At 67.8% G+C, this 25,804-nt stretch carries 24 protein-coding genes, 1 tRNA gene and 1 pseudogene; 10 read left to right on the top strand and 16 right to left on the bottom strand.

The genetic code is table 11. The features are described from left to right. Positions 1-204: a DUF2061 domain-containing protein gene (locus CSC78_RS11885; RefSeq protein ID WP_162338065.1), complete on the top strand. Its 204-nt coding sequence runs from the start codon at positions 1-3 to the stop codon at positions 202-204. Between the two features lie 70 nt (positions 205-274). On the opposite strand, the gene lpdA is transcribed toward CSC78_RS11885, so the two are convergent. Next, positions 275-2,416 carry a dihydrolipoyl dehydrogenase gene (gene lpdA / locus CSC78_RS11880; protein ID WP_162338064.1) on the bottom strand — a complete coding sequence of 714 codons (2,142 nt, stop codon included), beginning with the start codon at positions 2,414-2,416 and terminating at the stop codon, positions 275-277. Between the two features lie 13 nt (positions 2,417-2,429). Next, positions 2,430-3,857 carry a dihydrolipoyllysine-residue acetyltransferase gene (locus tag CSC78_RS11875; protein ID WP_162338063.1) on the bottom strand — a complete coding sequence of 476 codons (1,428 nt, stop codon included), beginning with the start codon at positions 3,855-3,857 and terminating at the stop codon, positions 2,430-2,432. Between the two features lie 276 nt (positions 3,858-4,133). Here CSC78_RS11875 and CSC78_RS11870 point away from each other — a divergent pair, with 276 nt between their 5' ends. After that, positions 4,134-4,892 carry a hypothetical protein gene (locus tag CSC78_RS11870; protein WP_162338062.1) on the top strand — a complete coding sequence of 253 codons (759 nt, stop codon included), beginning with the start codon at positions 4,134-4,136 and terminating at the stop codon, positions 4,890-4,892. Here the strand turns inward: CSC78_RS11870 and CSC78_RS11865 are convergent. The 8 genes and pseudogenes from CSC78_RS11865 to CSC78_RS11835 form a co-directional block, all read right to left on the bottom strand. Then, positions 4,854-5,417, bottom strand: coding sequence for a DNA-deoxyinosine glycosylase (locus CSC78_RS11865; protein WP_162338114.1), 564 nt, complete (start codon positions 5,415-5,417; stop codon positions 4,854-4,856). The genes CSC78_RS11870 and CSC78_RS11865 overlap by 39 nt on opposite strands. Beyond that, on the bottom strand, positions 5,414-5,869 hold the full coding sequence (locus CSC78_RS11860) for a DMT family transporter (protein ID WP_162338061.1): 456 nt from the start codon (positions 5,867-5,869) through the stop codon (positions 5,414-5,416). Before CSC78_RS11860 ends, CSC78_RS11865 begins: the two co-directional genes overlap by 4 nt. Before the next feature lie 73 nt (positions 5,870-5,942). Continuing rightward, positions 5,943-7,184: an MFS transporter gene (locus CSC78_RS11855; RefSeq protein ID WP_238391256.1), complete on the bottom strand. Its 1,242-nt coding sequence runs from the start codon at positions 7,182-7,184 to the stop codon at positions 5,943-5,945. Positions 7,185-7,324: 140 nt separating this feature from the next. Beyond that, positions 7,325-9,727 carry a TonB-dependent receptor gene (locus tag CSC78_RS11850; RefSeq protein WP_162338060.1) on the bottom strand — a complete coding sequence of 801 codons (2,403 nt, stop codon included), beginning with the start codon at positions 9,725-9,727 and terminating at the stop codon, positions 7,325-7,327. A 74-nt stretch (positions 9,728-9,801) separates the two neighbouring features. Further along, complete coding sequence (gene pgmB / locus CSC78_RS19300) at positions 9,802-10,740, bottom strand: beta-phosphoglucomutase (RefSeq protein WP_379609018.1); 939 nt, start codon at positions 10,738-10,740, stop codon at positions 9,802-9,804. Beyond that, a pseudogene (locus CSC78_RS19295) lies at positions 10,738-12,723 on the bottom strand (glycoside hydrolase family 65 protein); the annotation flags it as partial. The pseudogene CSC78_RS19295 and the gene pgmB, both read right to left, overlap by 3 nt. Positions 12,724-13,054: 331 nt before the next feature. Beyond that, on the bottom strand, positions 13,055-14,089 hold the full coding sequence (locus tag CSC78_RS11840) for a LacI family DNA-binding transcriptional regulator (RefSeq protein WP_338015136.1): 1,035 nt from the start codon (positions 14,087-14,089) through the stop codon (positions 13,055-13,057). Between the two features lie 5 nt (positions 14,090-14,094). Then, a complete protein-coding gene (locus CSC78_RS11835) occupies positions 14,095-14,544 on the bottom strand; it encodes a DUF1801 domain-containing protein (RefSeq protein ID WP_162338059.1) in 450 nt (149 codons plus the stop codon). A 333-nt stretch (positions 14,545-14,877) separates the two neighbouring features. On the opposite strand from CSC78_RS11835, the gene CSC78_RS11830 reads away from it, so the two are divergent. After that, a complete protein-coding gene (locus tag CSC78_RS11830; protein ID WP_162338058.1) occupies positions 14,878-15,513 on the top strand; it encodes an OmpW/AlkL family protein in 636 nt (211 codons plus the stop codon). 118 nt (positions 15,514-15,631) lie between these two features. Here the strand turns inward: CSC78_RS11830 and CSC78_RS11825 are convergent, their stop codons facing one another. Continuing rightward, positions 15,632-16,180 (bottom strand): DUF4175 domain-containing protein, encoded by a 549-nt coding sequence (locus CSC78_RS11825; protein WP_162338057.1) that lies wholly within the window; start codon positions 16,178-16,180, stop codon positions 15,632-15,634. A gap of 24 nt (positions 16,181-16,204) precedes the next feature. After that, entirely contained in the window at positions 16,205-17,089 is an 885-nt protein-coding gene (locus CSC78_RS11820) for a DMT family transporter (protein ID WP_162338056.1), read from the bottom strand. A 77-nt stretch (positions 17,090-17,166) separates the two neighbouring features. On the opposite strand from CSC78_RS11820, the gene CSC78_RS11815 reads away from it, so the two are divergent. From CSC78_RS11815 to CSC78_RS11805, 3 genes are read left to right on the top strand one after another with little or no spacing between them, the layout of a single operon-like run. Further along, a complete protein-coding gene (locus CSC78_RS11815) occupies positions 17,167-17,865 on the top strand; it encodes a DUF2306 domain-containing protein (RefSeq protein WP_162338055.1) in 699 nt (232 codons plus the stop codon). A gap of 31 nt (positions 17,866-17,896) precedes the next feature. Then, the gene (locus tag CSC78_RS11810) at positions 17,897-18,379 is read left to right on the top strand and encodes a YajQ family cyclic di-GMP-binding protein (protein WP_056880778.1); all 483 of its coding nucleotides are present in this window, start codon (positions 17,897-17,899) and stop codon (positions 18,377-18,379) included. After that, positions 18,372-18,935 carry a DUF1415 domain-containing protein gene (locus tag CSC78_RS11805; protein ID WP_162338054.1) on the top strand — a complete coding sequence of 188 codons (564 nt, stop codon included), beginning with the start codon at positions 18,372-18,374 and terminating at the stop codon, positions 18,933-18,935. The genes CSC78_RS11810 and CSC78_RS11805 overlap by 8 nt, the downstream gene beginning before the upstream one ends. Before the next feature lie 67 nt (positions 18,936-19,002). Here the strand turns inward: CSC78_RS11805 and CSC78_RS11800 are convergent, their stop codons facing one another. The 4 genes from CSC78_RS11800 to CSC78_RS11785 all read right to left on the bottom strand — a co-directional run bounded on the left by CSC78_RS11800 (position 19,003) and on the right by CSC78_RS11785 (position 22,001). Next, positions 19,003-19,494 (bottom strand): REP-associated tyrosine transposase, encoded by a 492-nt coding sequence (locus tag CSC78_RS11800; protein ID WP_162338053.1) that lies wholly within the window; start codon positions 19,492-19,494, stop codon positions 19,003-19,005. A 95-nt stretch (positions 19,495-19,589) separates the two neighbouring features. Next, positions 19,590-20,279 (bottom strand): HAD family hydrolase, encoded by a 690-nt coding sequence (locus tag CSC78_RS11795; protein ID WP_162338052.1) that lies wholly within the window; start codon positions 20,277-20,279, stop codon positions 19,590-19,592. Then, positions 20,276-20,983 carry a pseudouridine synthase gene (locus CSC78_RS11790; RefSeq protein ID WP_162338051.1) on the bottom strand — a complete coding sequence of 236 codons (708 nt, stop codon included), beginning with the start codon at positions 20,981-20,983 and terminating at the stop codon, positions 20,276-20,278. Before CSC78_RS11790 ends, CSC78_RS11795 begins: the two co-directional genes overlap by 4 nt. A 4-nt stretch (positions 20,984-20,987) precedes the next feature. Continuing rightward, complete coding sequence (locus CSC78_RS11785; RefSeq protein ID WP_162338050.1) at positions 20,988-22,001, bottom strand: class I SAM-dependent methyltransferase; 1,014 nt, start codon at positions 21,999-22,001, stop codon at positions 20,988-20,990. A 218-nt stretch (positions 22,002-22,219) separates the two neighbouring features. Here CSC78_RS11785 and CSC78_RS19195 point away from each other — a divergent pair, with 218 nt between their 5' ends. The 4 genes from CSC78_RS19195 to CSC78_RS11770 all read left to right on the top strand — a co-directional run bounded on the left by CSC78_RS19195 (position 22,220) and on the right by CSC78_RS11770 (position 25,773). Then, a complete protein-coding gene (locus CSC78_RS19195) occupies positions 22,220-22,342 on the top strand; it encodes a ubiquitin family protein (RefSeq protein WP_274379358.1) in 123 nt (40 codons plus the stop codon). 430 nt (positions 22,343-22,772) lie between these two features. Continuing rightward, positions 22,773-22,841 (top strand) — tRNA-Ser (locus CSC78_RS11780). A gap of 444 nt (positions 22,842-23,285) precedes the next feature. After that, complete coding sequence (locus CSC78_RS11775; RefSeq protein WP_162338049.1) at positions 23,286-24,404, top strand: slipin family protein; 1,119 nt, start codon at positions 23,286-23,288, stop codon at positions 24,402-24,404. A gap of 145 nt (positions 24,405-24,549) precedes the next feature. After that, a complete protein-coding gene (locus tag CSC78_RS11770; protein ID WP_162338048.1) occupies positions 24,550-25,773 on the top strand; it encodes an RtcB family protein in 1,224 nt (407 codons plus the stop codon). The last annotated feature ends 31 nt before the right edge of the window (positions 25,774-25,804 follow it).

Here is a 25,804-nt window from a genome sequence, read left to right as displayed (position 1 = left end):
GTGAACAAGACCCTCAGCTTCGCCATCCTTCACTTCGCGGTGGCCTTCACCCTGGGCTACCTGTTCACCGGCAGCCTGCTGGTGGGCGGCGCGCTCGCGCTGATCGAACCGGCCAGCAACACGGTGGTCTTCCACTTCCATGAGAAGGTGTGGAAGCAGATCGAGGCGCGCAGGGCCGCGAAGGCGACACCGCTGCCTGCCTGAGGCATCGCCCGATCCAAAGAAAAGGCCGCGCTCACGCGCGGCCTTTCCGTCTCCACCGTCCCGCCGGCGCTTACTTCTTTTTCGGGATGTACAGGTCGGTGATGGTGCCTTCGTAGACCTCGGCCGCCATCGCCACCGACTCGCTGAGCGTCGGGTGCGGATGGATGGTCGCCCCGATGTCGGCCGCTTCCGCGCCCATCTCGATCGCCAGCGCCAGCTCGCTGATCAGGTCGCCGGCGTGCACGCCGACGATGCCGGCACCGATGATGCGATGGGTGTGTTCGTCGAAGATCAGCTTGGTCGAGCCCTCGCCACGGCCGATGCCGACCGCGCGTGCGGAGGCGACCCACGGGAACTTGCCCACGCCGATCTTCAGGCCCTTGGCCTTGGCTTCGGTTTCGGTCACGCCGACCCAGGCGATCTCGGGATCGGTGTAGGCCACCGACGGAATCACCCGCGCCACCCACTCCTTCTTCTCGCCGGCCGCCACTTCGGCGGCCAGCTTGCCTTCGTGCGTCGCCTTGTGCGCCAGCATCGGCTGGCCGACCAGGTCGCCGATGGCGAAGATGTGCGGCACGTTGGTGCGCATCTGCGCATCGACCGGGATGAAGCCGCGGTCGGTGACGTTGACGCCGGCCTTGCCGGCATCCAGCTTGCCGCCGTTGGGGGAACGACCCACGGCCACCAGCACGCGATCGAACGTGCCGGATTCGAGTTCCGGCGTCTGCCCTTCGGTCGCGCTCTCGAAGCCGACGGTGATGCCCTTCTTCGACGCCTCGACCTTGGCGGCCTTGGTCTTCAGGTGCACGGCCACGCCCTGCTTCTTCAGGCGGTCGGCGAGCGGCTTCACCAGGTCCTTGTCGGCGCCCGGCATCAGCTGGTCCATGAACTCGACCACCGTGACCTCCGCGCCCAGCGCGCGGTACACGGTCGCCATTTCCAGGCCGATGATGCCGCCGCCGACGACGAGCAGCTTCTTCGGCACCTCGGCCAGCTGCAGCGCGTCGGTGGAATCCATCACGCGCGGGTCGTCCCACGGGAAGTTCGGCAGCTTCACCGCTTGCGAACCGGCGGCGATGATGCACTGCTCGAAGCGCAGCAGCTGCGTCTTGCCGTCGCTGCCGGCGATCTCCAGCTCATTCGGCGAAACGAACTTCGCGACGCCGGTCACCGTGCGCACCTTGCGCTGCTTGGCCATGCCGGCCAGGCCCTTGGTGAACTGGCCGACCACCTTGTCCTGCTTGAAGCCGCGCAGCTTGTCGAGGTCGATCTTCGGCTTGCCGAAGCTGATGCCGATGTCGTCGGAGTGCGAGGCTTCCTCGATCAGCGCAGCCGCATGCAGCAGCGCCTTCGACGGGATGCAGCCCACGTTGAGGCAGACGCCGCCCAGGGTTTCGTAGCGCTCGATCAGCACCGTGTCGAGGCCGAGGTCGGCGGCGCGGAACGCGGCCGTGTAACCACCCGGACCGGAACCGATCACGGCGATGCGGCATTCGATGTCGGCGGCCTTGCCGGTGCCCAGCGCCGGCTTCGGCGCGGAGGTCGCCGGTGCGGCGGGCGCGGCCGGGGACGGCGCCACCGGGGCGGCCTTGGCGGGCGCCGCAGCGGCACCCTCGCCTTCCAGGATCGCGACCAGGCTGCCTTCGGCGAGCGAGTCGCCGAGCTTGACCTTGATCTCCTTCACCACGCCGGCGGCGGGCGACGGCACTTCCATCGTCGCCTTGTCCGATTCCAGCGTGACCAGGCCCTGGTCCTTCTTCACCGTGTCGCCGACGGCGACCAGGATCTCGATGACCGGCACGCCGTCGTAATCGCCGATATCGGGCACCTTGGCCTCGATCAGGCCACCGCCGGAGGCCGCGGGTGCTGCGGCCGGCGCAGCGGCCACGGGTGCAGGCGCGGCGGTCGGTGCCGGCGGTGGTGCGGCGGGTGCCGCAGGCGCCGCCGGTGCGGGGGCGGACGCCGCAGCGCCCTCCACTTCCAGCACAGCGACCACGCTGCCTTCCGACAGCGCATCACCCAGCTTGACCTTGAGTTCCTTCACCACGCCGGCGGCCGACGAGGGCACTTCCAGCGTGGCCTTGTCCGATTCCAGCGTGACCAGGCCCTGGTCCTTCTTCACCGTGTCGCCGACGGCGACGAGGATCTCGATGACCGGCACATCGCTGTAATCGCCGATGTCGGGGACTTTGACTTCAATCGTGTTCGCCATGGTCTCGGTCTCCTTACAGCAGCACGCGGCGCATGTCGCCGAGCAGCTGGGCGAGATAGGCGGTGAAGCGCGCGGCGGCGGCGCCGTCGATCACGCGGTGGTCGTAGCTCAGCGACAGCGGCAGCATCAGGCGCGGCTGGAACTGCTTGCCGTCCCACACCGGCTGGATCGACGACTTGGACACGCCGAGGATGGCGACTTCCGGCGCATTGACGATGGGCGTGAACGCCACGCCGCCGATGCCGCCCAGCGAGGAGATCGAGAAGCAACCGCCCGACATCTCGGCCGGGCCGAGCTTGCCTTCGCGCGCCTTCTTGGCCAGCTCGCCGCTTTCCTGCGCGATCTCGTTGACGCCCTTCTTGTCGACGTCGCGGATCACCGGCACGACCAGGCCATTCGGCGTGTCCGCGGCGAAGCCGACGTGGAAATACTTCTTCAGCGTGAGGTTCTCGCCGCTGGCGTCGAGCGAGGCATTGAAGTCGGGGAACTTCTTCAGCGCCGAGACGCTGGCCTTCATCAGGAAGGCGAGCATGGTCAGCTTGATGCCGGCCTTCTCGTTCTCCTTGTTCAGCGCCACGCGCAGCGCTTCCAGGTCGGTGATGTCGGCGTGGTCGTGCTGGGTGACGTGCGGGATCATCGCCCAGTTGCGCGCTAGGTTGGCGCCGGAAATCTTCTTGATGCGCGACAGCTGGACGACTTCGGTCTCGCCGAACTTGCTGAAGTCCACCTTCGGCCACGGCAGCAGGTTGAGGCCGCCACCGGCCGCGGCCGGCGCACCTGCGGCGGCAGGCGCGGCCACGCCACCGGCGAGCACGCCCTTGACGTACTTCTGCACGTCCTCCTTGCTGATGCGGCCGCCACGCTCGCTGCCGGTGACTTGGTTCAGGTCGACGCCCAGCTCGCGGGCGAACAGGCGCACGGCGGGACTGGCGTAGGCGACCTTCTCGGGCAGCACGCGATCGGCGTTGAATTCCACCGGCGGGGTGCGCGGCGGCGAGGCTTCCGGATCGATGCCAGGCTTGTCGTCCAGCACGCGCGAGGCGGCGGGCGCCACGGCCGGTGCGGCGCGCTCCTGCGCGATCTCGCGTTGCGCCAGCTTGTCCGGCGTAGGCGCCACGGCGACCGGCTCGACCTTGGCGCCGGTCTCGGCGGCGGCGGTCGGCGCGGGTGCGGCGGCGGGCTTCGCCTCGGCGGCACCTTCGCTGCTCTCGATCAGCGCGACGACAGCGCCTTCAGCGATCTCGTCGCCCAGCTTGACCTTGATCTCCTTCACCACGCCGGCGAACGGCGACGGCACTTCCATCGTCGCCTTGTCGGACTCCAGCGTGACCAGGCCCTGGTCCTTCTTCACCGTGTCGCCGACCGCGACGAGGATCTCGATCACCGGTACGCCGTCGTAGTCACCGATATCGGGGACTTTGGCTTCCTTGATGTCGGACATGGCGTTACTCCGGTGCGGGCGTGAAGAGGGGAACCCCTATTGTGTCCGCAGTGGCGCGATGCGCCAACCGTTCATTGGTGTTAATTGCTGTCCTCTCCGGGACATTGCACCCTGCATGGCATGCAGTGGTATCGCTTTGGTCGGACGGCCGCGCAATGTGCCTTCTGGCAATACGCACCCGCATTGTTCATCCGGCGAACGCATCCGCACGTATCTGGATCCGGTGTTCACGGGCCCGCACCTAGCATCGCGGCCCATTCCTCCACGGAGATTCCCATGCGCTGGCTCGTCCTGTTGTTGTCGCTCGCCATGCCTGCCGTGTCCTGGCTGTCCCAACAGGGCGTGTTCGGGCCCACCAATGGCGCCCTGTCGGATCGCTATCCCACGCTGATCGTCGCCGCCGGATACGCATTCGCCATCTGGGGACTGATCTTCCTGTGGGACGTCGCGTTCGGTATCTGGCAGGCGTTCGCGAAGAACGTCCGGGCCGCTTCGCTCGATCGCATCCGTCCCCTGGCCGCAGCTGGCTTCGCCCTGACGGCGGTGTGGATGCCGGTGTTCTCGATGGAACTGTTCTTGCTGGCCCTGCTGATCATCTGGGCGGCGCTGGCCTGCCTGCTCGCGTGCGCGATCATCCTGTCGGCAGCACGCGCCGACACGCCGGGCCTCACCGTTTGGGCTTGGGCGCCGTTGTCGCTGCACGCCGGCTGGCTCTCGCTCGCGGCCTTCCTCAATACCGCGCAGGTCATCGTGGCTTACCGGCTGTTGTCGACGGAAACGATGTTGCGGTGGACGCTGGCCCTGTTCGCTGGTGCGGCCGTCCTGCTGTTGCTCGCCAACCAGCGGATGCGCGGCAACCTGCCGTTCGCGGCGGCGGCGCTGTGGGCGCTGGCCGCGGTCTACGTGAAGCAGGCGAACTGGACGGTCGCTGGCAGCGGAACTGCGGCGGTGGTCGCTGCGGGCTTGGCGATCGTGCTGGCGGCGCAGACCCTCTGGCTACGTCTGCGCCCTGCGGCGCGACCCGTTCACGGCTGAGGCGGGCAACAGCGGCCGTAGCACCGCCCAGGCGTCGCGCAGCCGCGCCAGGTCCATCGCGGCATGGGCCGGGCTGGTCGAGGGCAGCGCGACGATCCGCACGCGCTCCCGCAATGTGTCGTCCAGCTGAGGCTGGACGTGCCGCCGGAACAGCGACGCCGCCGTGCCGCCATTGAGGGCGATGCCGCGCAGGCCGTCGAGTCCGCGGACGAGCGCCGCCACCGGATTGGGCCGCTCGCTGCCGCGCACGATCGCGCTGTCCAGGCTTCCCGCGCGCCGGCATTCGCCGATGACGTCCCACAGTCCGATGCCGGCACGCTGCAGCGCGGCCAGCCGCGCCTCGTAAGGCGCATGGGCCGGCACATCGGCCAGTGCGACCATCACCGGCCAGAAGCGGTTGCGCGGATGGGCGTAGTAGCGCGCTGCCTGCAGCGACGCCGCACCCGGCATCGACCCCAGCACCAGCACGCGACAATCGGGCGCGACCACCGGCGGCAGCCCGGTCAGCAGATCGTCCACGCTCAGCCGCCCGCAGGCTGCCAAGGCTTCACCACCAGCAGTGCGCCCGCCACGACCATCAGCAGGCCGACCACGCGCAGTGCATCTACCGGCTGTCGCGCATGCAACACGCCGAAATGGTCCAGCACGACCGAACCGACCAGCTGTCCTGCCACCACCAGGCAGATCAGCGACGCGGCGCCCAACCGCGGCACCAGTAGGGTCGCCGACGCGACGAACACCGCACCGATCACACCGCCGGCCCATGCCCACCACGGCACTTTCGCGAGCGCCGCGGGCACGAACACCGGTCGCGTCAGCAGCCACCAGGCCAGCAGCACCAGCGTGCCGACCATGAACGATGCCAGCGAGGCGAACACCGGACCGAAGGTCTGCTTGCCCAGCGACGCATTGATCAACGCCTGCAACGGCAACAGCATGCCGATGAAGAGGGCCAGGGCCACGCCGGTCGCGTTCATGCGTTCTCTCGTCCAGATCGGGAGGTCGCACGATACGCCAGACCGCCCTCCCCGCGACGTCAACGCGGCGGCGTCACGCAGGGTGTGGGAGAGCCTGCCGTCTGGATACCGCGCGGTGCAGCAGCGCCATGGACACCAGCAGCATCGCCATCGGCGCCAGCAGCAGGTAGAACGCGCGCGCGCCGTCGAAGTGCGCGAACAGCTGCCCCGTCACGTACGAACCCGTGGTGCCACCCAGCGCGGAGAACACCACGATCAGCCCGGTCATCGCCGCATGCCGCGCCTTCGGCAGCGCGCTGAGCACCACCGAGTTGATCGCCGGATAGATCGGCGCCATCAGCAGGCCGATCATCGGGAACACGTACGCCGCCGCCGGCGCGTTCCACCAGGTCATGCCGTCGCGCGCCTGCACGTTGGCCGCCAGCGGCAGCGCCAGCAGCACCAGCACCGCCATCGCCACCACGCACGCCGACAACAGCCAGAACCACGGAATGCGCCGCAGCAGCACGCCCCCGCCCAGCCTGCCCAGCGCCAGCGAGCCGGCGAAGATGCTGGCCGCCTGCACGCTGAGCGTGGTGGGCAGGTGCAGGATCTCGCGGTTGAACGTCGGCAGCCAGGTATTGATGGCCTGTTCCATCAGCACGTAGAGGAACGCCGACACCAGGAACACCACCACCAGCGGCAGCGCCAGCAGGCGGAACATGTCGATGAAGGACTCACCCGCGGCATGGCCGTCCTGCGCCGCGCGCTCGTCCAGCGTGCAGGTCGCCAGCAGCACTACCACGGCGATGCACATCGCGGCCAGCACCCAGTAGACATCCAGCCACACCGGATCGCCCGGCGCCTCGGCATTGATGAAGGCCGCGAACAGCCAGGCGCTGCCGAGGATGCCGACCATGAACCAGCCTTCCACCGTACTGGTCAGCGCGGCATGCGCCTTCGCGTCCTCGGTCAGCAGGCCGATGCTGGAGTAGACCGACACCTTCACCAGCGCGAACGCCACGCCGACCGTGGCGAACAGCAGCTTGGTCGCCCAGAACGCCTGCAGCAACGGCATCGCCGCGCAGGCGGCGGCGACCAGCAGCAGGCCGAGCATCATCGCGCGCCGGTAGCCGAGCCGCGGCAGGAACGAGGCGATCAGGAACGAGGTGATCGCGATCGGCAGGTCCTTGAACGCCTCCAGCAGGCTGGCGTCGGTCTTGCCGATGCCGAAGCCCTGGATGGACTGCAGGATCACCGTGCCCACGGAATTCAACAGCATGGCGAAGATCATGTAGGTCAGGATCATCGCCAGGATCATGCGGGTGCGCGTCATGGACGGTTCCGGTCGGATCGCGGGAGAGGGCGGCACCGTCCTGCGGTGCCTCCCTCCTTATCGAAAGAGTATCCGCCACCGCGCCGGGAGAGACGGCGCGACGGCGGACGACGGCCCACGCAGGCGTGGGCCGCAGTGCCTTACCAGCGGTAGGCGACGGAGGCCTGGTACGACGTGCCTTCCAGCGGGCGCCCCATGAACACGCCCCCACTAGTCGCATTGCCCAGCACGCGCGCGTTGCCCTCGGTCAGCGCGATCTCGTCGGTGACGTTGCGCCCGGAGAAAGTGAACTCCCAGTGATCGCCCACATGCGCGCTGGCACCGATGTCCCAGGTGTCGTACTTCGGCAGCACCTGGCCGTTGGCGGGATCGGAGTAACGGTCGCCCACGTGCGTGTAGGTGGCGAACGCCTTCAGGTCGCCCCACGGCATCGACCAGTAGTAGCTGGGCGTCAGCCGTGCGCGGAACTTCGGCTGCCGTACCACCTGGTTGCCGTCGTAGTCGGCGAAGTCGCCGTACTTCGCCCGCAGCCAGGTCGCGTTCCACGCCAGCTCGAACCCGCCCGCCGGACGCCACGCGCCTTCGAACTCCAGGCCGCGCGCCTTCGAGTCACCGATGATCACGACGTTGTTGCCGTTGTTGTCGAAGGCCTGGTAACGCAGGCCGGTGAAATCGTTGAAGAACGCGGTCAGGTACATCTCGTACGTCGCGCCGCCCGCCTTCAGGCCCAGCTCGTACTGGTCGATCTCGGTCTTGTTGTTGGCGCCATCGCGCAGGTTGTCGAACTGCGGGAAGGTGAAGCCCGAGTTGACCCGGCCGAACAGGCTGACGCTGTCGTTGAGCGTGTAGTTCAGGCCCGCCGTCCACGACACGTCGCTGTCGTTCTGGTCGATGCTGCGCGGCGTGGTGGAAACCGAAGTGGTGTTGTCGTACAGGGTGTTCTGATCGCCGTCCAGATCGACCGTGACCGGATCCCAGACGGTGCCGTTCACTTCCTGTCGCTCGTAGCGCACGCCGGCATCCAGGCGGATGCGGTCGTTGACGGTCCACTCGTCGGCGATGAAGAAGGCGGTGTTCTGCCCGTCGTAGTCGCCGCGGATGTTGTAGAACGCGGTGCCGACGAAACCGTCGCGCGTGGCGACCTGGCCGTTGGACAGCGCCAGGTTCACCCGGCGTGCGTTGTCCTGCGCCGTCAGCAGCATGTTGTTGCCCAGCCACCAGCGGTCCTTGGAGGAGTAGTCCGCGTAGTACACGCCGAAGGTCAGCGAATTGCGGTCGGTCAGGTCGACGCTGAAGCGCAGGTCGTTGGTGAACGAGCTGATCTCCTTCTCCACCACCCAGAGGCCCGCGGTCAGCACCTGCTGGTTCGGGTCGACCACGCCGCCGCCATTGACGAACGTGCCGGTGCCGGTCACGCCTGCGCCGTAGGTGTCGGTGATGTACGACGACAGCGTCTGCGGGTTGGCGCCGGTGAACAGCGCGGTGGTCGGCGCGTCGCCCTTGAGGTAGTTGAACTTGTCGCTGATCGTCCAGTTGCCGACGTACCAGTCCAGCGACCCGCCGAACACGTCGATGTCCACGCCACGGCCGTCGGCCAGGTCGCGCGTCATCGTCTGGTTGCCCACGCCGGTGGGCAGCGTCACCCGGCGGAAGTCGTCGCCGACCAGCGTGCCGGTGGTGGCGTCCAGGCCGGGGAAGCTGGAAATGTCCTTGCCGTCGTTGCGCGAGACCAGCGGCACCGCGGTGTAGAAGGTGTTCTGGTCGTCGGTGTGGCGCGCATAGAGGTTGAACTCGCCTTCGGCCCAGCGTTTGGTCAGTGTCGCACTCAGCTGGCCGCCCTTCTCCACCGGGAACCCGGTCTGGCGCACGCCATCGGTCTCGCGGTAGAAGCCGCCCACGCTGTAGTACCAGCCGCTGTCGGCGCTGAGCGGACCACCGCTGTAGAAATCGACCCGCCGCAGGCTGTCGGTGCCCAGCGTCATGCGCACCAGGCCTTCCGGCGTGTCTTCGCCCTTCTTCTGGATGAAGTTGACGGTGACGCCCGGCTGGCCGTTCGAGTAGATCGGGCTGGGACCGCCACGCAGGCCTTCGACGCGGGCGATGGTGTCGTCGATGCGGAACAGCGTGGTGTTCTCGAGGAACGACAGCGTCGGCGGCGGGAAGATCGGCGAGCCATCGAGCTGCAGCGTGAAGAACGGCGCATCGCCTTCGGAGGGCATGCCGCGCACGAAGACGTTGGCGCCGGTACCGCCGCCGCTGGCCTCCGCCCACACGCCCGGCACGATCTTCAGCAGGTCGGCGGTGCTGGTGGGCGCGGTTTCCTGGATCTGCTCGGGCGTGGCCGTGCTGATCGAGAAGCTGGCGTCGCGCTTGCGCAGGCCCTTGAATTTGGCGGTACCGCTGACGACGACGGCGTCCAGCGTGGTCGCGTCGTCCTTTGCGGCCGCGGGAGCGGCGTCCTGGGCGGCGGCCAGCGTCGGCGCGAGCGCCAGCGCGATGGCGGCCGACAGGGCGTAGCGCATCGGATGCTTGGTGTGTTTCATGGTCTCTCCCTCCACGTAGTGCGTTTGTTGTTGTAGTGACAGGCTGCCGCCGCGGCTTCTGTGGCCACGTACGGTCAAGGCGAAACGAACGTCCTCAGATCGAAGTCGGCGATGCGGGGTATCACGGCATCGGCATGGCGCAACGCGCGCGCATCGCCGATGCCTACCGCCGCCATGCCGGCGGCGTGGATGGCCTCGATGCCGGCGGCGGCGTCTTCCACGCCGATGCAGCGGTGCGCGGGTACACCGAGCGCGGCCGCGACATCCAGGAAGATGGCCGGATCGGGTTTCGCACGCACGATGCGGCCCGCGTCGGCGATGTAATCGAACCGGTCGGCGATGCCCAGCTTGTCCAGCAGCGCTGGTGCATTGCGGCTGGCCGAGGCCAGACCGAGCTTCAGTCCGGCCGCGCGTGCGGCGTCCAGCACCTCGCGCACGCCATCGAACAGGTCCTGCGGCCCGACGTTGGCGATCTCCTGCACGTAGTAACCGTTCTTGGTGTCGGCCAGCGCACGCTTCTCCTCGGAGGAATACGCGCGCGACGCGCGCTCGAGGATGATCTCCAGCGACGCCATCCGGTCCACGCCTTTCAGCCGTTCGTTGACCTGCAGGTCGAACGGCACGCCGATCCCGTCGGCGAGCCGCTTCCACGCACGGTAATGCGTGTGCGCGGTGTCGGTCAGCACGCCATCCAGGTCGAAGACCAGCGCATCGCAGGGGCGCGGGAACACGGCCTTCGGCGGCGCCGGCACGGCCAGCGGCAACAGGGCTTCGCGCCCCCGCGCCAGCACCACCTCGCTGCCGGCATGGCGGAACGCGAGCGCGTCGCCCTCGTCCAGCCGGTAGCGCACGCCGCGCGCGTCCACGTCCACCCGCAGCGCACAGCCGCGCCAGCGCAGGTTGAAGCTGTATCCCTTCCACGCCGCCGGCAGCGTGGGCGCGAACTGCAGCCGGCCCGCCGCCACGCGCAGGCCGCCGAAGCCCTGCACCAGGCCAAGCCAGCTGCCGGCCATCGCGGCCATGTGCACGCCGTGGTCGGTATTGCCGTGCAGGTCGTCCAGGTCCACGCGCAGGCTGGCGTCGAAATAGCGCCACGCCTTCTCGTCCTGCCCGACCTCACTGGCGAGGATGCCGAACACCGGCGCCGACAGCGTGGAATCGTGGGTGGTGACCGCCTCGTAATAGTCGAAGTCGCGGCGCTTGCTGCCGGCGTCGATGCCGTCGCCCGCCAGCACCAGCGCCATCACCACGTCGGCCTGCTTGCAGACCTGGTGGCGGTACAGCGTGAGCGGGTGGTAGTCGAGCAGCAGCGGACGGTGCGCGCCTTCGCGCTTCGGAAACGGCCAGCGCGGCTTGCCCAGGAAGTCATCGTCCTGCGGATGGATGCCCAGCGCGTCGTCAACGGGCAGGTACATGGCGTCGGCCGCGCGCTGCCACAGGGCCACTTCGTCGGCGTCCAGGCCGATGCGCGACGCGAGCGCGTCCAGCGCCTGCGGCCGTTCGGCGGACAACCGCGACCAGGCTTCCACGGCACGCTGCAGGTGCCGCTGCGCCATGCGGTTGGTGTACCAGTTGTTGTTGACCAGCGTGGTGTACTCGTCCGGTCCGGTCACTTCATGGATGCAGAACGCACCGCCCCGCCGCGGATTGAAGTGCCCGGCCTGCGGCCAGATGCGCGCGGTCTCGAAAAGAATCTCGGCGCCAGCCTCGCTGAGGAAGTCGAGATCATCGCTGGCGTCGAGATAAAGCCCGATCCCGTACGCGATGGCGGCGTTGATGTGGTACGCCGCCGAACCGCTGGGGTAGTGCGCGGAACATTCGCGGCCGGCGATGGTGCGCCATGGATACAGCGCGCCACGCGGATGGTTCATCGCACGCGCGGTGTCGCGTGCGCCGTTCAGCGTGCGGTAGCGGTACATCAGCATCGCGCGCGCCACGTCCGGCGCAGTGAACGCCATCACCGGCAGCACGAAGGCTTCGGTATCCCAGAAGCAATGGCCCTCGTAGCCCTCACCGGTGATGCCTTTGGCCGCCGTGCCGGTGATGCCGTCGCGACCGGCCGACTGCAGCAGATGGAACAGGTTGAAGCGCAGCGCGAGCTCGGCGGCGGGATCGCCGTCCACCGACAAACCGGCGTGCTGCCAGAAGGCCTGCATCGCGCCGGCCTGTGCCACGGCGACGGCATCGAAACCCGCCGCAAGCGCGCGCACCAGCACGGCATCGACGCCGTCGGCCGCGGTGCCATTGCCATCGTCGTAAGCGACGAACTTCTCGATCACCACCGACGCGCCCGGCGTCAGCGTGGCGACGAAACGCTGCTCGACGCGGCCGGTTCCGGTCCCCGCGCCTTCGAAGATGAGACCGGGCGAGAGGCGATGCCGCTGCGCGCAGACCAGTGCCACGCCGCTGTGGTGCGTGCGCTGGGTGAGCTGGGCCCCGTCGGCATCGGCGTGTTCGTCCGACACCAGCAGGTCCTTGCCGCCGTGCACGCCGATGCGGGGGTCGTCGCCCTGCTCGATCGCCTGGCGTCCCGTCTCGATGGACGAGACCAGCGTCAGCGGGCCCTCGTAGTCGATGGAGGCCACTTCGAAGCGGATCGCCAGCAGCGCGCGCTCGGCGAGCGGCACCACGCGGCGCGCGGTGATCTCGAGCGTATGCCCCTCCGCTGTCTTCAGGCGCAGGCGACGGTCCAGCGCGCCGGCCGCGAGGTCCAGGGTGCGTTCGAAATCGAGCCAGTCGGCCTCCGCCAGCCGCAGCGGCTGGTCGCCCAGGCGCAGGCGGATGTGCTTGCCCTCGGCCACCGGCACGCGCGTATCGGTGCTGCGGGTGAAGCCGGGGAACCGCTCGTGGTAATGGATCGGGTTCTGTTCGAACACGCTCGACAGGAAGGTACCGTCGCTGGTGCTGTCGCCTTCTTCCAGTGCCCCACGGACGCCCAGGGTTCCGTTGGCCAGCGCGAACAGGGTTTCGTCGCGGGCGGCGCGGGTGGCGTCGAAGCCGTGCTGGGTGAGTCGCCACGGATCGGTGCGGCCTCCGTTGGCCTCGCCCGTCCGCATCACCGCCGCCCGTTGCTGTTCCACCGACATCCCGACTCCCGTTGCACTGGTCACCACGGCAGGCGCCATGGCGGGGCGACGCTAGGAGTCATTGTTATCGATGTCAAGTTATCGATATCAGGCAACCGCTACAGTGAGTCGAGCAGCCTCTGCGTGCGCGTGCCATGCGCCGATATCATTTTCGGAATCAAATGGTTACGTGGAATCGCGGCACGCGTTGCCGGTGCGGATGTCCACCGGATGGACGCTGCAATGCAGCAGCGTCCTGCGCTCAGGTGGCGCGGACCACCAGGTGGGTCGGCAGGGTCTCGGAGGTGGCCGCTTCGCCCTCGATCAGGGCGCGGACCTTGCGCGCCAGCAGCACGCCGGCATCGATGAAGTTCTGGTGCACCGACGTGAGCGGCGGCACATAGGTGGCCCCCAGCGGGGTGTCGTCGTAGCCGATCACCGAGACGTCCTCCGGCACGCGGCGGCCGCGCTCTATCAGCGCGCGGATCGCGCCGATGGCCAGCAGGTCGCTGGCGGCGAACAGGGCGTCGACCTGCGGATTCGCGTCCAGCAGCGCATGCACGGCTTCCGCGCCGGCACCGACGGTGAAACTGCCGACGGTCGGCGTCAGCGGCATGATGTCGTGCCGCGCCAGCGCACCCGCGAAACCTTCCAGCCGTTCCGCGAACTCACCGTGCGCCGGATCGCCGAGGAAGGCGGGGCGCCGCCGGCCGAGCGCGATGAAACGCTCCGCGGCGAGCGCGCCGCCGCGCCGGTTGTCGCTGCCCACCACGATCTGCGATTCGTGCCGGCTCACCGCGCCCCAGACGACCATCGGCCGCCCCCAGCGCTGCACTTCATGCATGGCGTCCTCGTGCGCGCCCTGGCCAAGCAGGATCACGCCGTCCGCCGCCTGCACGTTCGGCAATGCACCGCCCTGCAGCGACGTCAGCAGCACGCTGTAGCCGGTCGACGTGAGCTCCTGGGTGATGCCGCCCAGCAGGTCGAGCGGATACGGCCCGGACATCTGCCGTTCGACGGTCGGCTTCATTTCCACCACCACCGCCACCGTCATGCTGCGCCGGAGCTTGAGGTTGCGGGCACTGACGTTGAACGCGTAGCCGTACTGCTGCGCGACCTGGCGCACACGTTCGCGCGTTTCCGCATTGACCAGCGGACTGTCGCGCAGCGCGCGCGAGACGGTGATCGCGGAGACGCCGGCCACTTTCGCCAGGTCCGCCATCGTCAGGTGGCCACCGGGCGATGGCAGTTCCGTCACGGCGCGCCTGCTGCGCAGCTTGCGTTTGGCGGGAGGCATGCGGGTCACTTCCGTGCGCGGCTGGCTTCGTAGTGTGCGATGTACGCGTCCACCGGCGTGGAAGCGATCACCGCACCGATCACGTCGGGCAGCAGGTCCTCCAGCGCCTTGAAGCGCAGGCAGCTCTTGCCCATGTCCAGCCGCTTGCCGGCATCGGCATAGGCATTGCGCAGCACGACGTCCTGCGCGGAGTTGTCATGGCACGTGGTCAGGTAGAGCGCGTAGTACTGCTTCTGCGCGGCCAGCGCGACGTACGACAGCGGCTGCTTGTTGTAGGTGGTCGGATAGCGCGACAGCGGGATCTCCCAGCAGATCATCCCCCAGCTCATCGTTTCGACATAGCCGCCGGGCAGGTGCCGGTTGACCAGTTCGCGTACTGCCGACACCACGGCGCGGCGCGCGTCTGGCAGCGATTGCAGGTACTCGTCGACCGTCTTGGCGGTACTGGTGGCCATGGCGCCCTCCCCTCGGGCCGCCACAGTAGCGCAACACGGCGGGCAACGTCATGGCGGCACCCGCCCGTCGACAGGCGCGCGCTGTCCTGCGAGTCGCGGGCCGAACGAAACGTGCGCGGCGAAGGATGAAGAGCGATGCGGTCAGCAACATGCAAGCACAGTGAAATACGGACGGATCAGGCGCGAAGGTGACGCGGATTCCCTTTTCGTTCACGTCGCGACGTGGGAGGCGTTCATGCGTGGGTGGTTACGGTGCGCTCGCCCTGACGGCGATGTCGCATCACAACGCATCACGGGACGGGACCATAAGAAAACAACACAGGAGATTCCTGCATGAAATCCATTCGAACCCTCACGATTGCCCTTGCCGCGCTTGCCGCCGCCCCCGCGGCCTTCGCACAGGATGCGTCCAGCGACGCCGGCTCTTCCGCGTACGACAAGCGCTTTGCCGTGGTCGGCGGCGCCGCCATCCTCAAGCCGGATCGCGATCCGGCACCCGGCCTGAAGATCGACGGGGATGTGGCGCCGGTCATCAGCGCCAGCTGGTATGCCACGCCCAACATCGCCGTGGAGCTGTGGGGTGCGGCCGACAAGTTCAACCATCGCGTGAAGGCCGACGGCCCGGGCAAGATCGGCACGGTCGACCAGCAACCGATCGCGCTGAGCGGGCAGTACCACTTCGGCGCGCCCGACAAGGTGATGCGTCCGTTCGTGGGCCTGGGCTACTACGAGTCCAACTTCAGCAACGAGAGCATCGGCGGTGACGGTGCGCACGTGGGCCTGGAGACCGCCAAGGGCGCCATGGCCACCGCCGGCATGGACTTCAACATCAACCAGACCTGGTTCGCCCGCGCCGATGCGCGCTACATGAAGGGCGACGCCGGTGTGCGCGTCGGCGGCCAGGGCACCGGTGAAGAACTGACGATCGACCCGTGGGTCGTGGGTGTGGGTATCGGCGCGCGCTTCTGATCCATCGCTCCAACGCGTCGATACGGCGGCGGGCCTCCTGGCCCGCCGCCTCTTTGTAGAGCGGAGCTCGCTCCGCTGCGCAGGAATGCGCCGGACGCGACACCGACCATGCGACGAGCTAGTGCCCGCGCAACCGCTCCAGGCGGGCGACGCGCCACTTCACGCACCACGCATAGACCAGGTAGTAGCCCAGCAACAGACCCGCCACCGCCAGCAGGCTGCCGTGCCCGCTCAGCAACGCGTGCGTCGCCGGTGCGGCATCCGAGCGCCAGTACTGCACCATCTGCACCATGCCCAGCACGATGCGGCCGGCGACAATGGCGACCAGCAGCAGCGCCAGCCAGGCGTTGGGCTGGTAGAAAACGCCCTGCGGCGCCACCTCCCAGCGCGTCAGCCAGACGCCGAGCAGACCGAGCACGCTGCCCGCCAGCAACCCGACGCCCGCGCCGACCAGGCTGTCCGGCCACCAGAACAGGCCGAAGGCGCTGACCGCGACGAAGATGGCGACCGACACCAGCAGGCTCCAGGCATTGAGCGTCAGCAGCCAGCGTCGCGCCATGCGGCGTGCGCGGCCGTAGCGGTAGCGCTGCCAAAGCGAGAGCGGCAGCAGCACCACCCACAGGGCGAGCAACAGGAAGACGAACAGCAGGACGAGGACGATCGGCATGCCCGCATCATGCCGCAATGCGCGTCAAGGATGCTCGGCTTCCACGTGGACCTTTTCGCGCCTCAACAGGTAGAGCCCGCTCGCCACGATGATGCCCGCTCCGATCCAGGTGACGCCGTCCGGCAGTACCGACCACAACGCCACGTCCAGCAGCACGCCCCACAGCAGCGCGGTGTACTCCAGCGGCGCGATCAGCGACGCCTCGCCACGGCGGAAGGCTTCGGTCAGCGCCACCTGCGCCAGCGAACCGGACACGCCGACGCCGGCGATGATCCACAGATGCTGCGACTGCAGCGGCTTCCACGCCGGCAGTGCCAGCAACCACGCGCCCAGCGACAGCAGCACGACGAACCAGAACACCATCGCCTGCGTGCTGTCGCGCTGCGCCAGCATGCGTACGGTAATCGCGCCCAACGCATAGCAGATCGCCGCGACCAGGATCGCCAGACCGCCACCGGTCAGCATGCCCTCACCAGTCGGCCGCAGGATCACCAGCACGCCGACCAGTCCGATACCGATCGCGGTCCACCGCGCGGCGCCGACCTTCTCCTTCAGCAAGGGTCCCGCCATCGCGGTGACCAGCAGCGGCGCGACGAACGTGATCGCATACGCGGTGGAGAGCGGCATCGTGCGCAGCCCGTAGACGAAGCCGGCCATCATCGCCACGCCCAGCGCGCCACGCAGCAGGTGCAGCGGCCAATGCACGCGCAACAGCGAACGCGCGGGCACCGTTGCCAGCACCCACACCGTCACCAGCGGCAGCGACGACAGGCCGCGCAGGGCCGCCACCTGCAGCGGCGGGTAGTGCGCCGACAGCAGCTTCAGGCCGGCATCCATCAGGGCGAACATCAGTACGGCCGCCAGCATCAGCAGGACGGCGGAAGCGAGCGAGGGACGGGCGACGGACATGGGCCATTATCGCCCTGGAAGACCGCGTGGCACCGGCGTGCGCTACCCTGCGCGCACCCACCCGCGCAGGCAGGCCGATGACAGGGATCGCTCCGCGTACCGACGCCTCACCACCTTCCCGTCTTGCCCTGCGCCTGGCCTGGGCCGGCCTGTGGCTGCTGCTCGCGATCGCCAGTGTCGAGTTCCTGCTTGCCGCCTACGGCAAGTACCGGCATCTCGATTCGGCCGCGTACGGCATGTTCATGACGCGACGGGGCTGGCTGTGGCTGCATCTTGCCGGCGGCCTCACCACCGTCCTGCTCGGACCGGTGCAGTTCCTGACCCAGTGGCGCCTGCGCCAGCCACGCCTGCATCGCCTGACCGGCCGCATCTATCTGGTGGGCATGCTGGTCGCCGCGACGGGCGCCATCGGACTGATCGCCACCTCGCCCGCCCCGTTCGCCATCCGCGCCGCGTTCGCTGCCACCGCGCTGGCCTGGCTCACCACGGCGCTCACCGGACTGGCCGCCATCCTGCGCGGCGCGGTGGAGCGGCACCGTCGCTGGATGGTCCGCAACTACGCGGTGACGCTGGCACCGATCATCTTCCGCCTGTCGCTGCCCCTTGCCATCGCCGGCGGACTCGCGCCATCGCCGGCCCTGATCGCGACGCTGCTCTGGTGCAGCTGGATCGTCCCCCTGCTGGTGTGCGAAGCCGTCCGCCGCCTTGCGGGTCTGCGGCGATCCGCACGCGCTCGCGCTTCGGCCGGTGCGGTGCCGCTTCCCGACGCGCGGTAGAATTCCGCGGCCCCGCTACAGGATTTTCTCCATGCCCTCCTTCGACGTCGTCTCCGAAGTCAACGTGCACGAGCTGACCAATGCCGTGGACCAGGCCAACCGCGAACTGTCCACCCGCTTCGACTTCAAGGGCGTGGACGCCAAGTTCGTGCTGGAAGAGAAGCTGATCACCCAGTCCGCGCCCAGCGATTTCCAGCTCAAGCAGATGACCGACATCCTGCGCGCGCGCCTGATCGCACGGCAGATCGATGCCCGCTGCCTGGACTTCGGCGACGTGGAAACCAACCTGGCCGGCGCGCGCCAGAAGATCACCGTCCAGCAGGGCATCGAGCAGAAGCTGGCCAAGAAGATCGTCTCCACCATCAAGGACGCCAAGCTGAAGGTCGAGGCGCAGATCAATGGCGACAAGCTGCGCGTCACCGGCAAGAAGCGCGACGACCTGCAGGACGTCATCGCCCTGCTGAAGAAGACCGAGTTCGAGCTGCCGCTGCAGTTCGACAACTTCCGTGACTGACGCACCGACCACGCCCGGCGACACGCCCGATCCGCTCGATGCCACCCGCCGCTGGGTGGAACGCGCGGTGATCGGCCTGAACCTGTGTCCGTTCGCCAAGGCGGTGTACGTGAAGCAGCAGGTCCGCTTCGTGCTGAGCGACGCCAGCACGCCGGAAGCGCTGCTGGAGGAACTGGCGGAAGAACTGGTGCTGCTACGCGACACCGATCCGGAGCAGGTCGACACCACGCTGATCGTGCATCCGGACGTGCTGACCGATTTCCTGGACTACAACGACTTCCTCGACAACGCCGATGCGGCGGTCGAGGCGCTCGACCTGCAGGGCGAGATCCAGGTCGCCAGCTTCCATCCCGACTACCAGTTCGCCGGTACCATGCCGGACGACATCAGCAACTACACCAACCGTTCGCCCTACCCCACCCTGCACCTGCTGCGCGAAGCCAGCATCGACCGCGCGGTGGACGCGTTCCCGGACCCCGAGGTGATCGTCGAGCGCAACGTGAAGACGCTGGATGCACTGGGGCATGCGGGCTGGGCGAAGCTGTTCGTGGAGTAGCAGAGCGACGCGCCCTTCTGTAGGAGCGACGTAAGTCGCGACCGCACGCCTTCCGCGCTCGGGAGCCTTACCCAAGGCACGCATCGCCCAACCACACCGCATCCCAGTAAGGGTACTTCCCGATCGCGTCGACCAATCCTGCGCGTAACGGATTCGCGACCACATAGCGCGCCGCCATCTTGAGATCGTCGCAAGACCGCATCGCACGGTCATGGAAACCGGGTGCCCATACACCGCCATGCCCCCGCTCCGCTCGGAAAGCACGGGACGTATTGGCCTTCAACCTTTGCACGCAGACGGAAAGGGTTTCCAGAGCCCCCAGTTCAATCAGGCCATGCCAATGGTCCGGCATCAGCACCCAGGCCAGCAGCCGTGATCGATACCAGAGGCGCCTGTCCGCGATCGCTCGCGCGGTCTCGTGAGCGATAGCCGGATCAAGGAACAGCGGCCTGCGATCGCGCACGACGAAAGTAACCAGGTATACCTGCCCTTCGACCGAGGTACGCCCGCGCCGGAGCGCTGCGTGTCCTGAAATCCTTTTGCTTGACAAGTCTTCCATGACGCACAGCTTGTGAAGTCATTGGACTTGGGGGCATCAGGACATGGCGCGCGAGCGCGTGAGGTTTTGCCGTGCGGTCGCGACTTACGTCGCTCCTACAAAAGGCTGTCGGCGGCCAACTGCTGCTCCAGCAGCTGCCTTGCATCATCCAGCGACGGCAGGATGACGTGACCCAGCGCTCGCGCCGCATCATCGGGCTCGAGCAGATCCGGAATCTGGACCGGATACATGCCGGCCGCCAGTGCAGCGCGCACGCCGGTCGGGGAGTCCTCCAGCACCAGGCACTGCGCCGGTTCGACGCCCAGCGAATGCGCAGCCAGCAGGTAGACGTCGGGAGCGGGCTTGGGGTGTTCGACATCGCTGCTGGTGCATACCGCATCGAAATGCGGCAGCAGGCCAGAGGCCGCGAGCTTCTTCAGTGCCAGCGGACGCCGGGTGGACGTGGCGACGGCACGGGGAATGCCGCGCGTCTGCAGGAAATCCAGCATCGCGATGATGCCGGGGCGGTGCGGCACGCCTGCCGCGACGACGGCGTCGTACAGCACATGCGAGCGCTGCAGGATGAGCTCGCGTTGCGCCTCGCCGACCGCTTCGTCCAGCAGATGCCGGCACACGGCTTCGCTATGACCCACCATCGACAGCCACAGCACCTCGGGCAGGTCGTGGCCGGCTTCGCGCGCCGCTTCGGCCAGACAGCCGATGATGGCGCGCTCGCTGTCCAGCATCAGCCCATCCATGTCGAAGATCACCGCCGCGGGCGTGAACGGCAGTCCCCGTGCTGTCATTCGCCTGCTCCAAACAACCGGCGCAGATCGCCTTCATCGAGGATCCGCCACTGCCCCTCCGGCAGTCCGTCCAGGGTCAGGCCACCCACGCGACTGCGATGCAGCGCCTGCACATGGTTGCCGACCGCGGCGAACATGCGGCGCACCTGGTGGTAACGGCCTTCGGTGAGCGTCAGCTGCGCATGGCGCGGATCGATCACATGCAGCTGCGCCGGTGCGAGCGCCGTCTGCTCCGACTCCAGCATCATCGTCCCGCTGGCGAAGAGCGCAGCCTCGTCTCCGCGCAGGTCTTCCGCAAAGGTCGCGTCGTATACCTTGGGCAGATTGGCTTTCGGCGAGATGATCCGGTGCAGCAGCCCGCCGTCGTCGGTGAGCAGCAGCAACCCACTCGTCTCGCGATCCAGTCGGCCGACCGTGGACAGCACCGGCGAGCGCTCGCGGAAGCGTTGCGGGAACAGGTCGTAGACGATGCGTCCCGTGTCCTTGGTCGAACAGGTGTAGCCGACCGGCTTGTGCAGCAGGATCGCCAGGCCGGGCGCCGGATCCAGCGGTTCGCCATCCACCCGGATGTTGTCGTGGTCGACCGGATCGTCGGCATACAGTACCTCGCCGTCCGCATCGGTGATGCGCCCTTCGCGGAACATCCACTGCACCTGCTTGCGGCTGCCGTAGCCGAGGTTGGCGATGTGCTTGACGATCTTCATGCGCTCACCGCCTTGCCTTCGTTGCAGCGATCACCTTGAAGCCGTCGCGTTCACCGGCCACGCGTATCTCGCCGAAGCTGTCGTTCAAGGTCTGCTCGTACGGCAGATGACGGTTGGCCACCAGCCACAGGCGCCCCCCCGGCTTCAGTGCAGCGGCCGCAGCGGTGATGAAGCGCTGGCCGATATCCGGACGATCCGCGCGACTCTGCGTATGGAACGGCGGATTGCTGACGATGAAGTCGTAGCGTTCCGGCAGGCCGGCCGTGACGTCGTGCCAGCGGAAATCGAGGCGCGCAGACGATGTGACGCTGCCCAGATTGCCCTTCGCCAGCGTAAGCGCGCGTGCCTCGGCCTCGTAGAGATCCAGCGCGGTGATGCCCGGGCAACGCTCGAGCAGCGACAGCGACAGGAAGCCCCACCCGGCACCGAGGTCCGCGCCATGACCGGCGATATCGGTCGGCAGGCATTCGACCAGCAAGGCGGACGCCGGATCGATGCGATTCCAGGCAAACACGCCGGGACGGCTGAGGAAGCGTCCGCCCTCGATCCGGCGCGGCGCGTCCAGCGACGACCACTGCGCCAGCAAGGCGCTGTCGACGGTCTCGCCGAGCGGCCGCGTCCAGAACGTGCGGCAATGGAACTTGGTCAAGCTGCCCGCGATACCCGTGAGCTGCTTCAGATCCGCCTCGCCCGATTTCGCGCCTTCGTTGTTGGTCATCGCCGCGACGACGATGCCGCCGGGCGCGACGAGTTGCACCGCGCGTGCCAGCAACGCGCGCGCTTCCTCGCGCTGACGCGGCGGTAGCACCAGCACCAGCGGATAGCGCGCGCCATCGTTGGCGGCATCGGCCACCACGCGCAGCCCCGCGCGCTCCAGCAGTTCAGCATCGGGGCGGAAGCTCTGTTCGCACACCAGCTGCGCCAGCGGGAACTGACGCAACGCGGCGCCGTCGCGTGCGCGCAGGAACAGCGCCGGTCCGTCAGGCCAGGCGAGTTGGCCCTGCGCAAAGGGCAGCATCAGCGCGTCGAGCGCGGGGTCGGAAAATTTTGAGGCCACGGTGCGAGGCGCGAGGGGATGAGGTGCGTCATTCTAGCGGCAGCCACTGGTGCTTCCTTCCGGTGCCGCCGGTCGGCCATCGAAAATAAAATTAAAAAAGTGTTGCGCTTCGCAAACAAGCGGCGTATTGTCCGCGCCCGTCGGCCCCGTGGCCGTTTTTTCACCAAGCGAATTTTCTCATGAAGCCCGCCCATTCCTTCGACAGCAAGCCCGCCCTGCAGCCATCGCGCTGCGGCATGGTGCTGCACGCGAACGGCGGCTATCTGCGCGATAGCGAACGCGCGCGGTGCCTGCGCTTCTGACATCCGACTGACTCCCTGGGAGATCGGTCACCCCGATCTCCCGAGGAACGCGAACGCCCTCGGGTCGCACGTCCCGGGGGCGTTTTGTTTCCAGCGTTCGCGGAGGATGCGCATGCATCGACCAGGTTCTTTCCATTCCACCACGGAAGTTTCTTTCCGCCCTGGAGCATCCGGGTAGCGCACGCGTGCGCCCCGAGGCAGGGGCGCGGCTGCGACCGGCGCATGTGCGCTGCGTTGTGATGCTTCGACGCGAGCGGCGCGGGGAATGGACACCACAAGGGTGCACTGCGCCCGAACGGATTGCCGGTTGGCGACAGCCGGCAATGCGGAGCATCGATCGAACACGCTACAGCGGTACGGGCTCGTGTCCCGTCCGGTGCGCGCGGCGCTGCCGTGGCGTATGCCGAAGCGTGGGAGACGGTGTTCCTCGAAGGCGTTAGCTCGAGTTGGATAGAGCAGCGGGCGCTGCCCGAAGTCGCCGGTTCGATTCCGGCACGCCACCACTGGATAGCTCAGATGGGAAGAGCATCGGACGTTAACTCCGACGGTCGCGGGTTCGATTCCCGCTCCAACGCCCGCAAGGGCACATGACCTTTCACGTCATGACACCGGGACGAAAGTCCCTCCCAGGAAACACCCCGTGCGGTGCGTCGTCTTTCCGCGATGGAATGCAGGAAGGCAGCGCACTGCAGCGGGGACGGTGCCGGCACCGCGCCCTCGACGCGGAGGCACGCCACGGTCGCTGCGATCTCCGGATCGCTGCAACGTGGCGACGCCTCCGCCGACAGCGCCGGCTGTCCGCACCGCCTCCGTCCAGGGGCGTTTCCACCTTCTTCCGTCGACGGCACGTGCCGTTGACACCCCACCGCTGCGGCATTCGATCCTCCGCGACGGTGTTCCACAACAGGATCGAACCACCAGAGCCAACAAGGAGAACAACGCCATGTTCTGGACCAAGAGGGTCGTGATCGGTGACGGCGAGCGCGGCCTGGTGTATCGCAACCGTCGGTTCGAGCGCGTGCTCGCACCCGGCGTGTACCGCTGGTTCGACCCGATGGGTCGGACCGAGGTGCGCACCTTCAACATCGCCGTGCCGGAATACGCCGGCCACGACGTCGACGCACTGATCGTCGGCCTGGGCAACCGCCTGGGCGAGACCTTCGTGCACGCCGATATCGGGGTGGACCAGGTAGGCCTGGTGCTGAAGAACGGCAAGCTGGAAGACGTGCTGCCGCCCGGCTCGCGGCGCCTGTACTGGATCGGCCTGGTGAAGGTCGAGGTGCAGGCGGTGACGCTGGCGTCGCTGGAGGTGGACGCTGCCGTCGCGCGGCGCCTGCGCCAGCTGGGCACGCTGTCGAAGCTGGCGGTGGTGGCCGACGTACCGGCGGAGTCCGCCGGCCTGGTGTTCGTCGACGGCAAGCTCGAGCGCACGCTCGCGCCCGGCGCCTACGCCTTCTGGAATTTCCAGAAGAACGTGGCGGTGGATGTGGTCGACCTGCGCGTGCAGACGATCGAAGTATCGGGTCAGGAGCTGTTGACCCGCGACAAGGTCAGCCTGCGCGTGAACCTGGCCGCCAGCACCCGCGTCACCGACGTGGTGGCGGCGCGCACCAAGGTGGCCAAGGTCGGCGACGTCGTCTACCGCGAACTGCAGTACGGCCTGCGCAAGGCGGTTTCCGCCAAGACGCTGGACGAGCTGCTGGGCGACAAGGCCTCGCTGGACGCCGACATCTTCGCGCACGTGCGTGGCCAGTTGACCGGCCTCGGCGTGGAGGTGCTGGGCGTGGGCGTGAAGGACGTGATCCTGCCGGGCGAGATGAAGGAGATCCTCAACGCGGTGGTGCAGGCGGAGAAGCAGGCGCAAGCCAACGTGATCCGCCGTCGCGAGGAGGCGAACGCCACGCGTTCCCTGCTGAACACCGCGAAGCTGATCGACGAGTCCCCGGTGCTGATGCGCCTGAAGGAATTGGAGGCCTTGGAAAAAGTCACCGAGAAGATCGACAAGCTCACCGTGTTCGGCGGTCTGGATGGCGTGCTGAAGCAATTGGTGACATTGAAGTAGCAAGGCCCTGTGCGGTGGACGGATCCGCCGCGACAGGCTTTCTGTAGGAGCGCCCCAGGGGCGCGATGCTTTTCAGGGAAGAAGCGAAAGCAGGAGCATCGCGCCCATGGGGCGCTCCTACAAAGATTAAGGACTAGGACATCACATGAACATGCAAACCCAATTCGAACTGCTGCACGCAGAAGGCAGCACCACGCCGATCAAGGGCTGGGTGCGCGGCGTGCCGCTGGAGCAGCAGGCCCACGAGCAATTGCAGCACATCGCCTCCATCCCGTTCGTCGGGCCGTGGGTCGCGGTGATGCCCGACGTGCACCTGGGCAAGGGTGCGACGGTGGGTTCGGTCATCCCGACCCGCGGCGCGATCATCCCGGCGGCGGTCGGCGTGGACATCGGCTGCGGCATGGCCGCGGTGCGGACCACGCTGCGCGCGAAGGACCTGCCCGACAGCCTGGCGCAACTGCGTTCCGGCATCGAGCGCAGCGTCCCGGTCGGCAACGGCCGGGGCGGCGAGCACTGGAAGCTGCCCGACAGCATCGGCACGCGCATCGCGCAGTCCGGACTGGTCGAGCGCCTCGAAGTGATCAAGCAGAAGCACCGCAAGGTGCGCACCGACAAGCTTGGCTGCCAGATCGGCACGCTGGGCGGCGGCAACCACTTCATCGAGCTCTGCCTCGACGAAAGCGATGCCGTCTGGGTGATGCTGCACAGCGGCTCGCGCGGCACCGGCAACCTGATCGGCACCTACTTCATCGAGCGGGCGCGCGAGCAGCTGGCGCACCGTGTGCTGGGCTTCCACTTGCCGGACAAGGACCTGGCTTTCTTCATGGAAGGCGAGCCGTTGTTCGACGACTACGTGGAAGCGGTGTCGTGGGCGCAGGACTATGCCCGCGAGAACCGCGAGGCGATGATGTCGCGCGTGCTGGCCGAGATGCGCCATCGTCTGCCGAAGTTCCAGTTGGAGAAGATGGCGGTCAACTGCCACCACAACTACGTGCAGAAGGAGACGCACGGTGGCGTGGACCTGCTGGTGACCCGCAAGGGTGCGGTGAGCGCGCGTGCCGGCGAGCTGGGGATCATTCCCGGCAGCATGGGCGCGAAGAGCTTCATCGTGCGCGGCAGGGGCAATGCGGACAGCTTCCACAGCTGCAGCCACGGCGCCGGCCGCGTGATGAGCCGTACCGCCGCGCGCCAGCAGATCACGCTGTCGCAGCATCGCGAGGCGACGGCGCATGTCGAATGCCGCAAGGATGCGGGAGTGATCGACGAATCGCCAGCGGCCTACAAGGACATCGACGCGGTGATGGCCGCGCAGTCCGACCTGGTGGAAGTCGTCCACACGCTGCGTCAGGTGGTGTGCATCAAGGGGTGAAGCGCCACCCCGGCCAGGCGGGCCATCCGGA

The sequence above is a fragment of the Pseudoxanthomonas japonensis genome, assembly GCF_010093445.1.
Taxonomy (GTDB): Bacteria; Pseudomonadota; Gammaproteobacteria; order Xanthomonadales; family Xanthomonadaceae; genus Pseudoxanthomonas_A; species Pseudoxanthomonas_A japonensis.
This window is presented reverse-complemented; position numbering and strand designations above follow the sequence as displayed.

What these genes read in the sequence shown, in the direction of transcription:
- CSC78_RS11840 (WP_338015136.1), bottom strand. Translation starts at nt 14,089, where the DNA reads ATGCCTCCCGCCAAACGCAAGCTGCGCAGCAGGCGCGCCGTGACGGAA.
- CSC78_RS11815 (WP_162338055.1), top strand. Translation starts at nt 17,167, where the DNA reads ATGACAGGGATCGCTCCGCGTACCGACGCCTCACCACCTTCCCGTCTT.
- CSC78_RS11810 (WP_056880778.1), top strand. Translation starts at nt 17,897, where the DNA reads ATGCCCTCCTTCGACGTCGTCTCCGAAGTCAACGTGCACGAGCTGACC.
- CSC78_RS19195 (WP_274379358.1), top strand. Translation starts at nt 22,220, where the DNA reads ATGAAGCCCGCCCATTCCTTCGACAGCAAGCCCGCCCTGCAGCCATCG.
- CSC78_RS11785 (WP_162338050.1), bottom strand. Translation starts at nt 22,001, where the DNA reads ATGCTGCCCTTTGCGCAGGGCCAACTCGCCTGGCCTGACGGACCGGCG.
- CSC78_RS11825 (WP_162338057.1), bottom strand. Translation starts at nt 16,180, where the DNA reads ATGCCGATCGTCCTCGTCCTGCTGTTCGTCTTCCTGTTGCTCGCCCTG.
- CSC78_RS11800 (WP_162338053.1), bottom strand. Translation starts at nt 19,494, where the DNA reads ATGGAAGACTTGTCAAGCAAAAGGATTTCAGGACACGCAGCGCTCCGG.
- lpdA (WP_162338064.1), bottom strand. Translation starts at nt 2,416, where the DNA reads ATGGCGAACACGATTGAAGTCAAAGTCCCCGACATCGGCGATTACAGC.
- CSC78_RS11795 (WP_162338052.1), bottom strand. Translation starts at nt 20,279, where the DNA reads ATGACAGCACGGGGACTGCCGTTCACGCCCGCGGCGGTGATCTTCGAC.
- CSC78_RS11775 (WP_162338049.1), top strand. Translation starts at nt 23,286, where the DNA reads ATGTTCTGGACCAAGAGGGTCGTGATCGGTGACGGCGAGCGCGGCCTG.
- CSC78_RS11790 (WP_162338051.1), bottom strand. Translation starts at nt 20,983, where the DNA reads ATGAAGATCGTCAAGCACATCGCCAACCTCGGCTACGGCAGCCGCAAG.
- CSC78_RS11835 (WP_162338059.1), bottom strand. Translation starts at nt 14,544, where the DNA reads ATGGCCACCAGTACCGCCAAGACGGTCGACGAGTACCTGCAATCGCTG.
- CSC78_RS11820 (WP_162338056.1), bottom strand. Translation starts at nt 17,089, where the DNA reads ATGTCCGTCGCCCGTCCCTCGCTCGCTTCCGCCGTCCTGCTGATGCTG.
- CSC78_RS11875 (WP_162338063.1), bottom strand. Translation starts at nt 3,857, where the DNA reads ATGTCCGACATCAAGGAAGCCAAAGTCCCCGATATCGGTGACTACGAC.
- pgmB (WP_379609018.1), bottom strand. Translation starts at nt 10,740, where the DNA reads ATGGCCGGCAGCTGGCTTGGCCTGGTGCAGGGCTTCGGCGGCCTGCGC.
- CSC78_RS11830 (WP_162338058.1), top strand. Translation starts at nt 14,878, where the DNA reads ATGAAATCCATTCGAACCCTCACGATTGCCCTTGCCGCGCTTGCCGCC.
- CSC78_RS11860 (WP_162338061.1), bottom strand. Translation starts at nt 5,869, where the DNA reads ATGAACGCGACCGGCGTGGCCCTGGCCCTCTTCATCGGCATGCTGTTG.
- CSC78_RS11855 (WP_238391256.1), bottom strand. Translation starts at nt 7,184, where the DNA reads ATGACGCGCACCCGCATGATCCTGGCGATGATCCTGACCTACATGATC.
- CSC78_RS11770 (WP_162338048.1), top strand. Translation starts at nt 24,550, where the DNA reads ATGAACATGCAAACCCAATTCGAACTGCTGCACGCAGAAGGCAGCACC.
- CSC78_RS11870 (WP_162338062.1), top strand. Translation starts at nt 4,134, where the DNA reads ATGCGCTGGCTCGTCCTGTTGTTGTCGCTCGCCATGCCTGCCGTGTCC.
- CSC78_RS11850 (WP_162338060.1), bottom strand. Translation starts at nt 9,727, where the DNA reads ATGAAACACACCAAGCATCCGATGCGCTACGCCCTGTCGGCCGCCATC.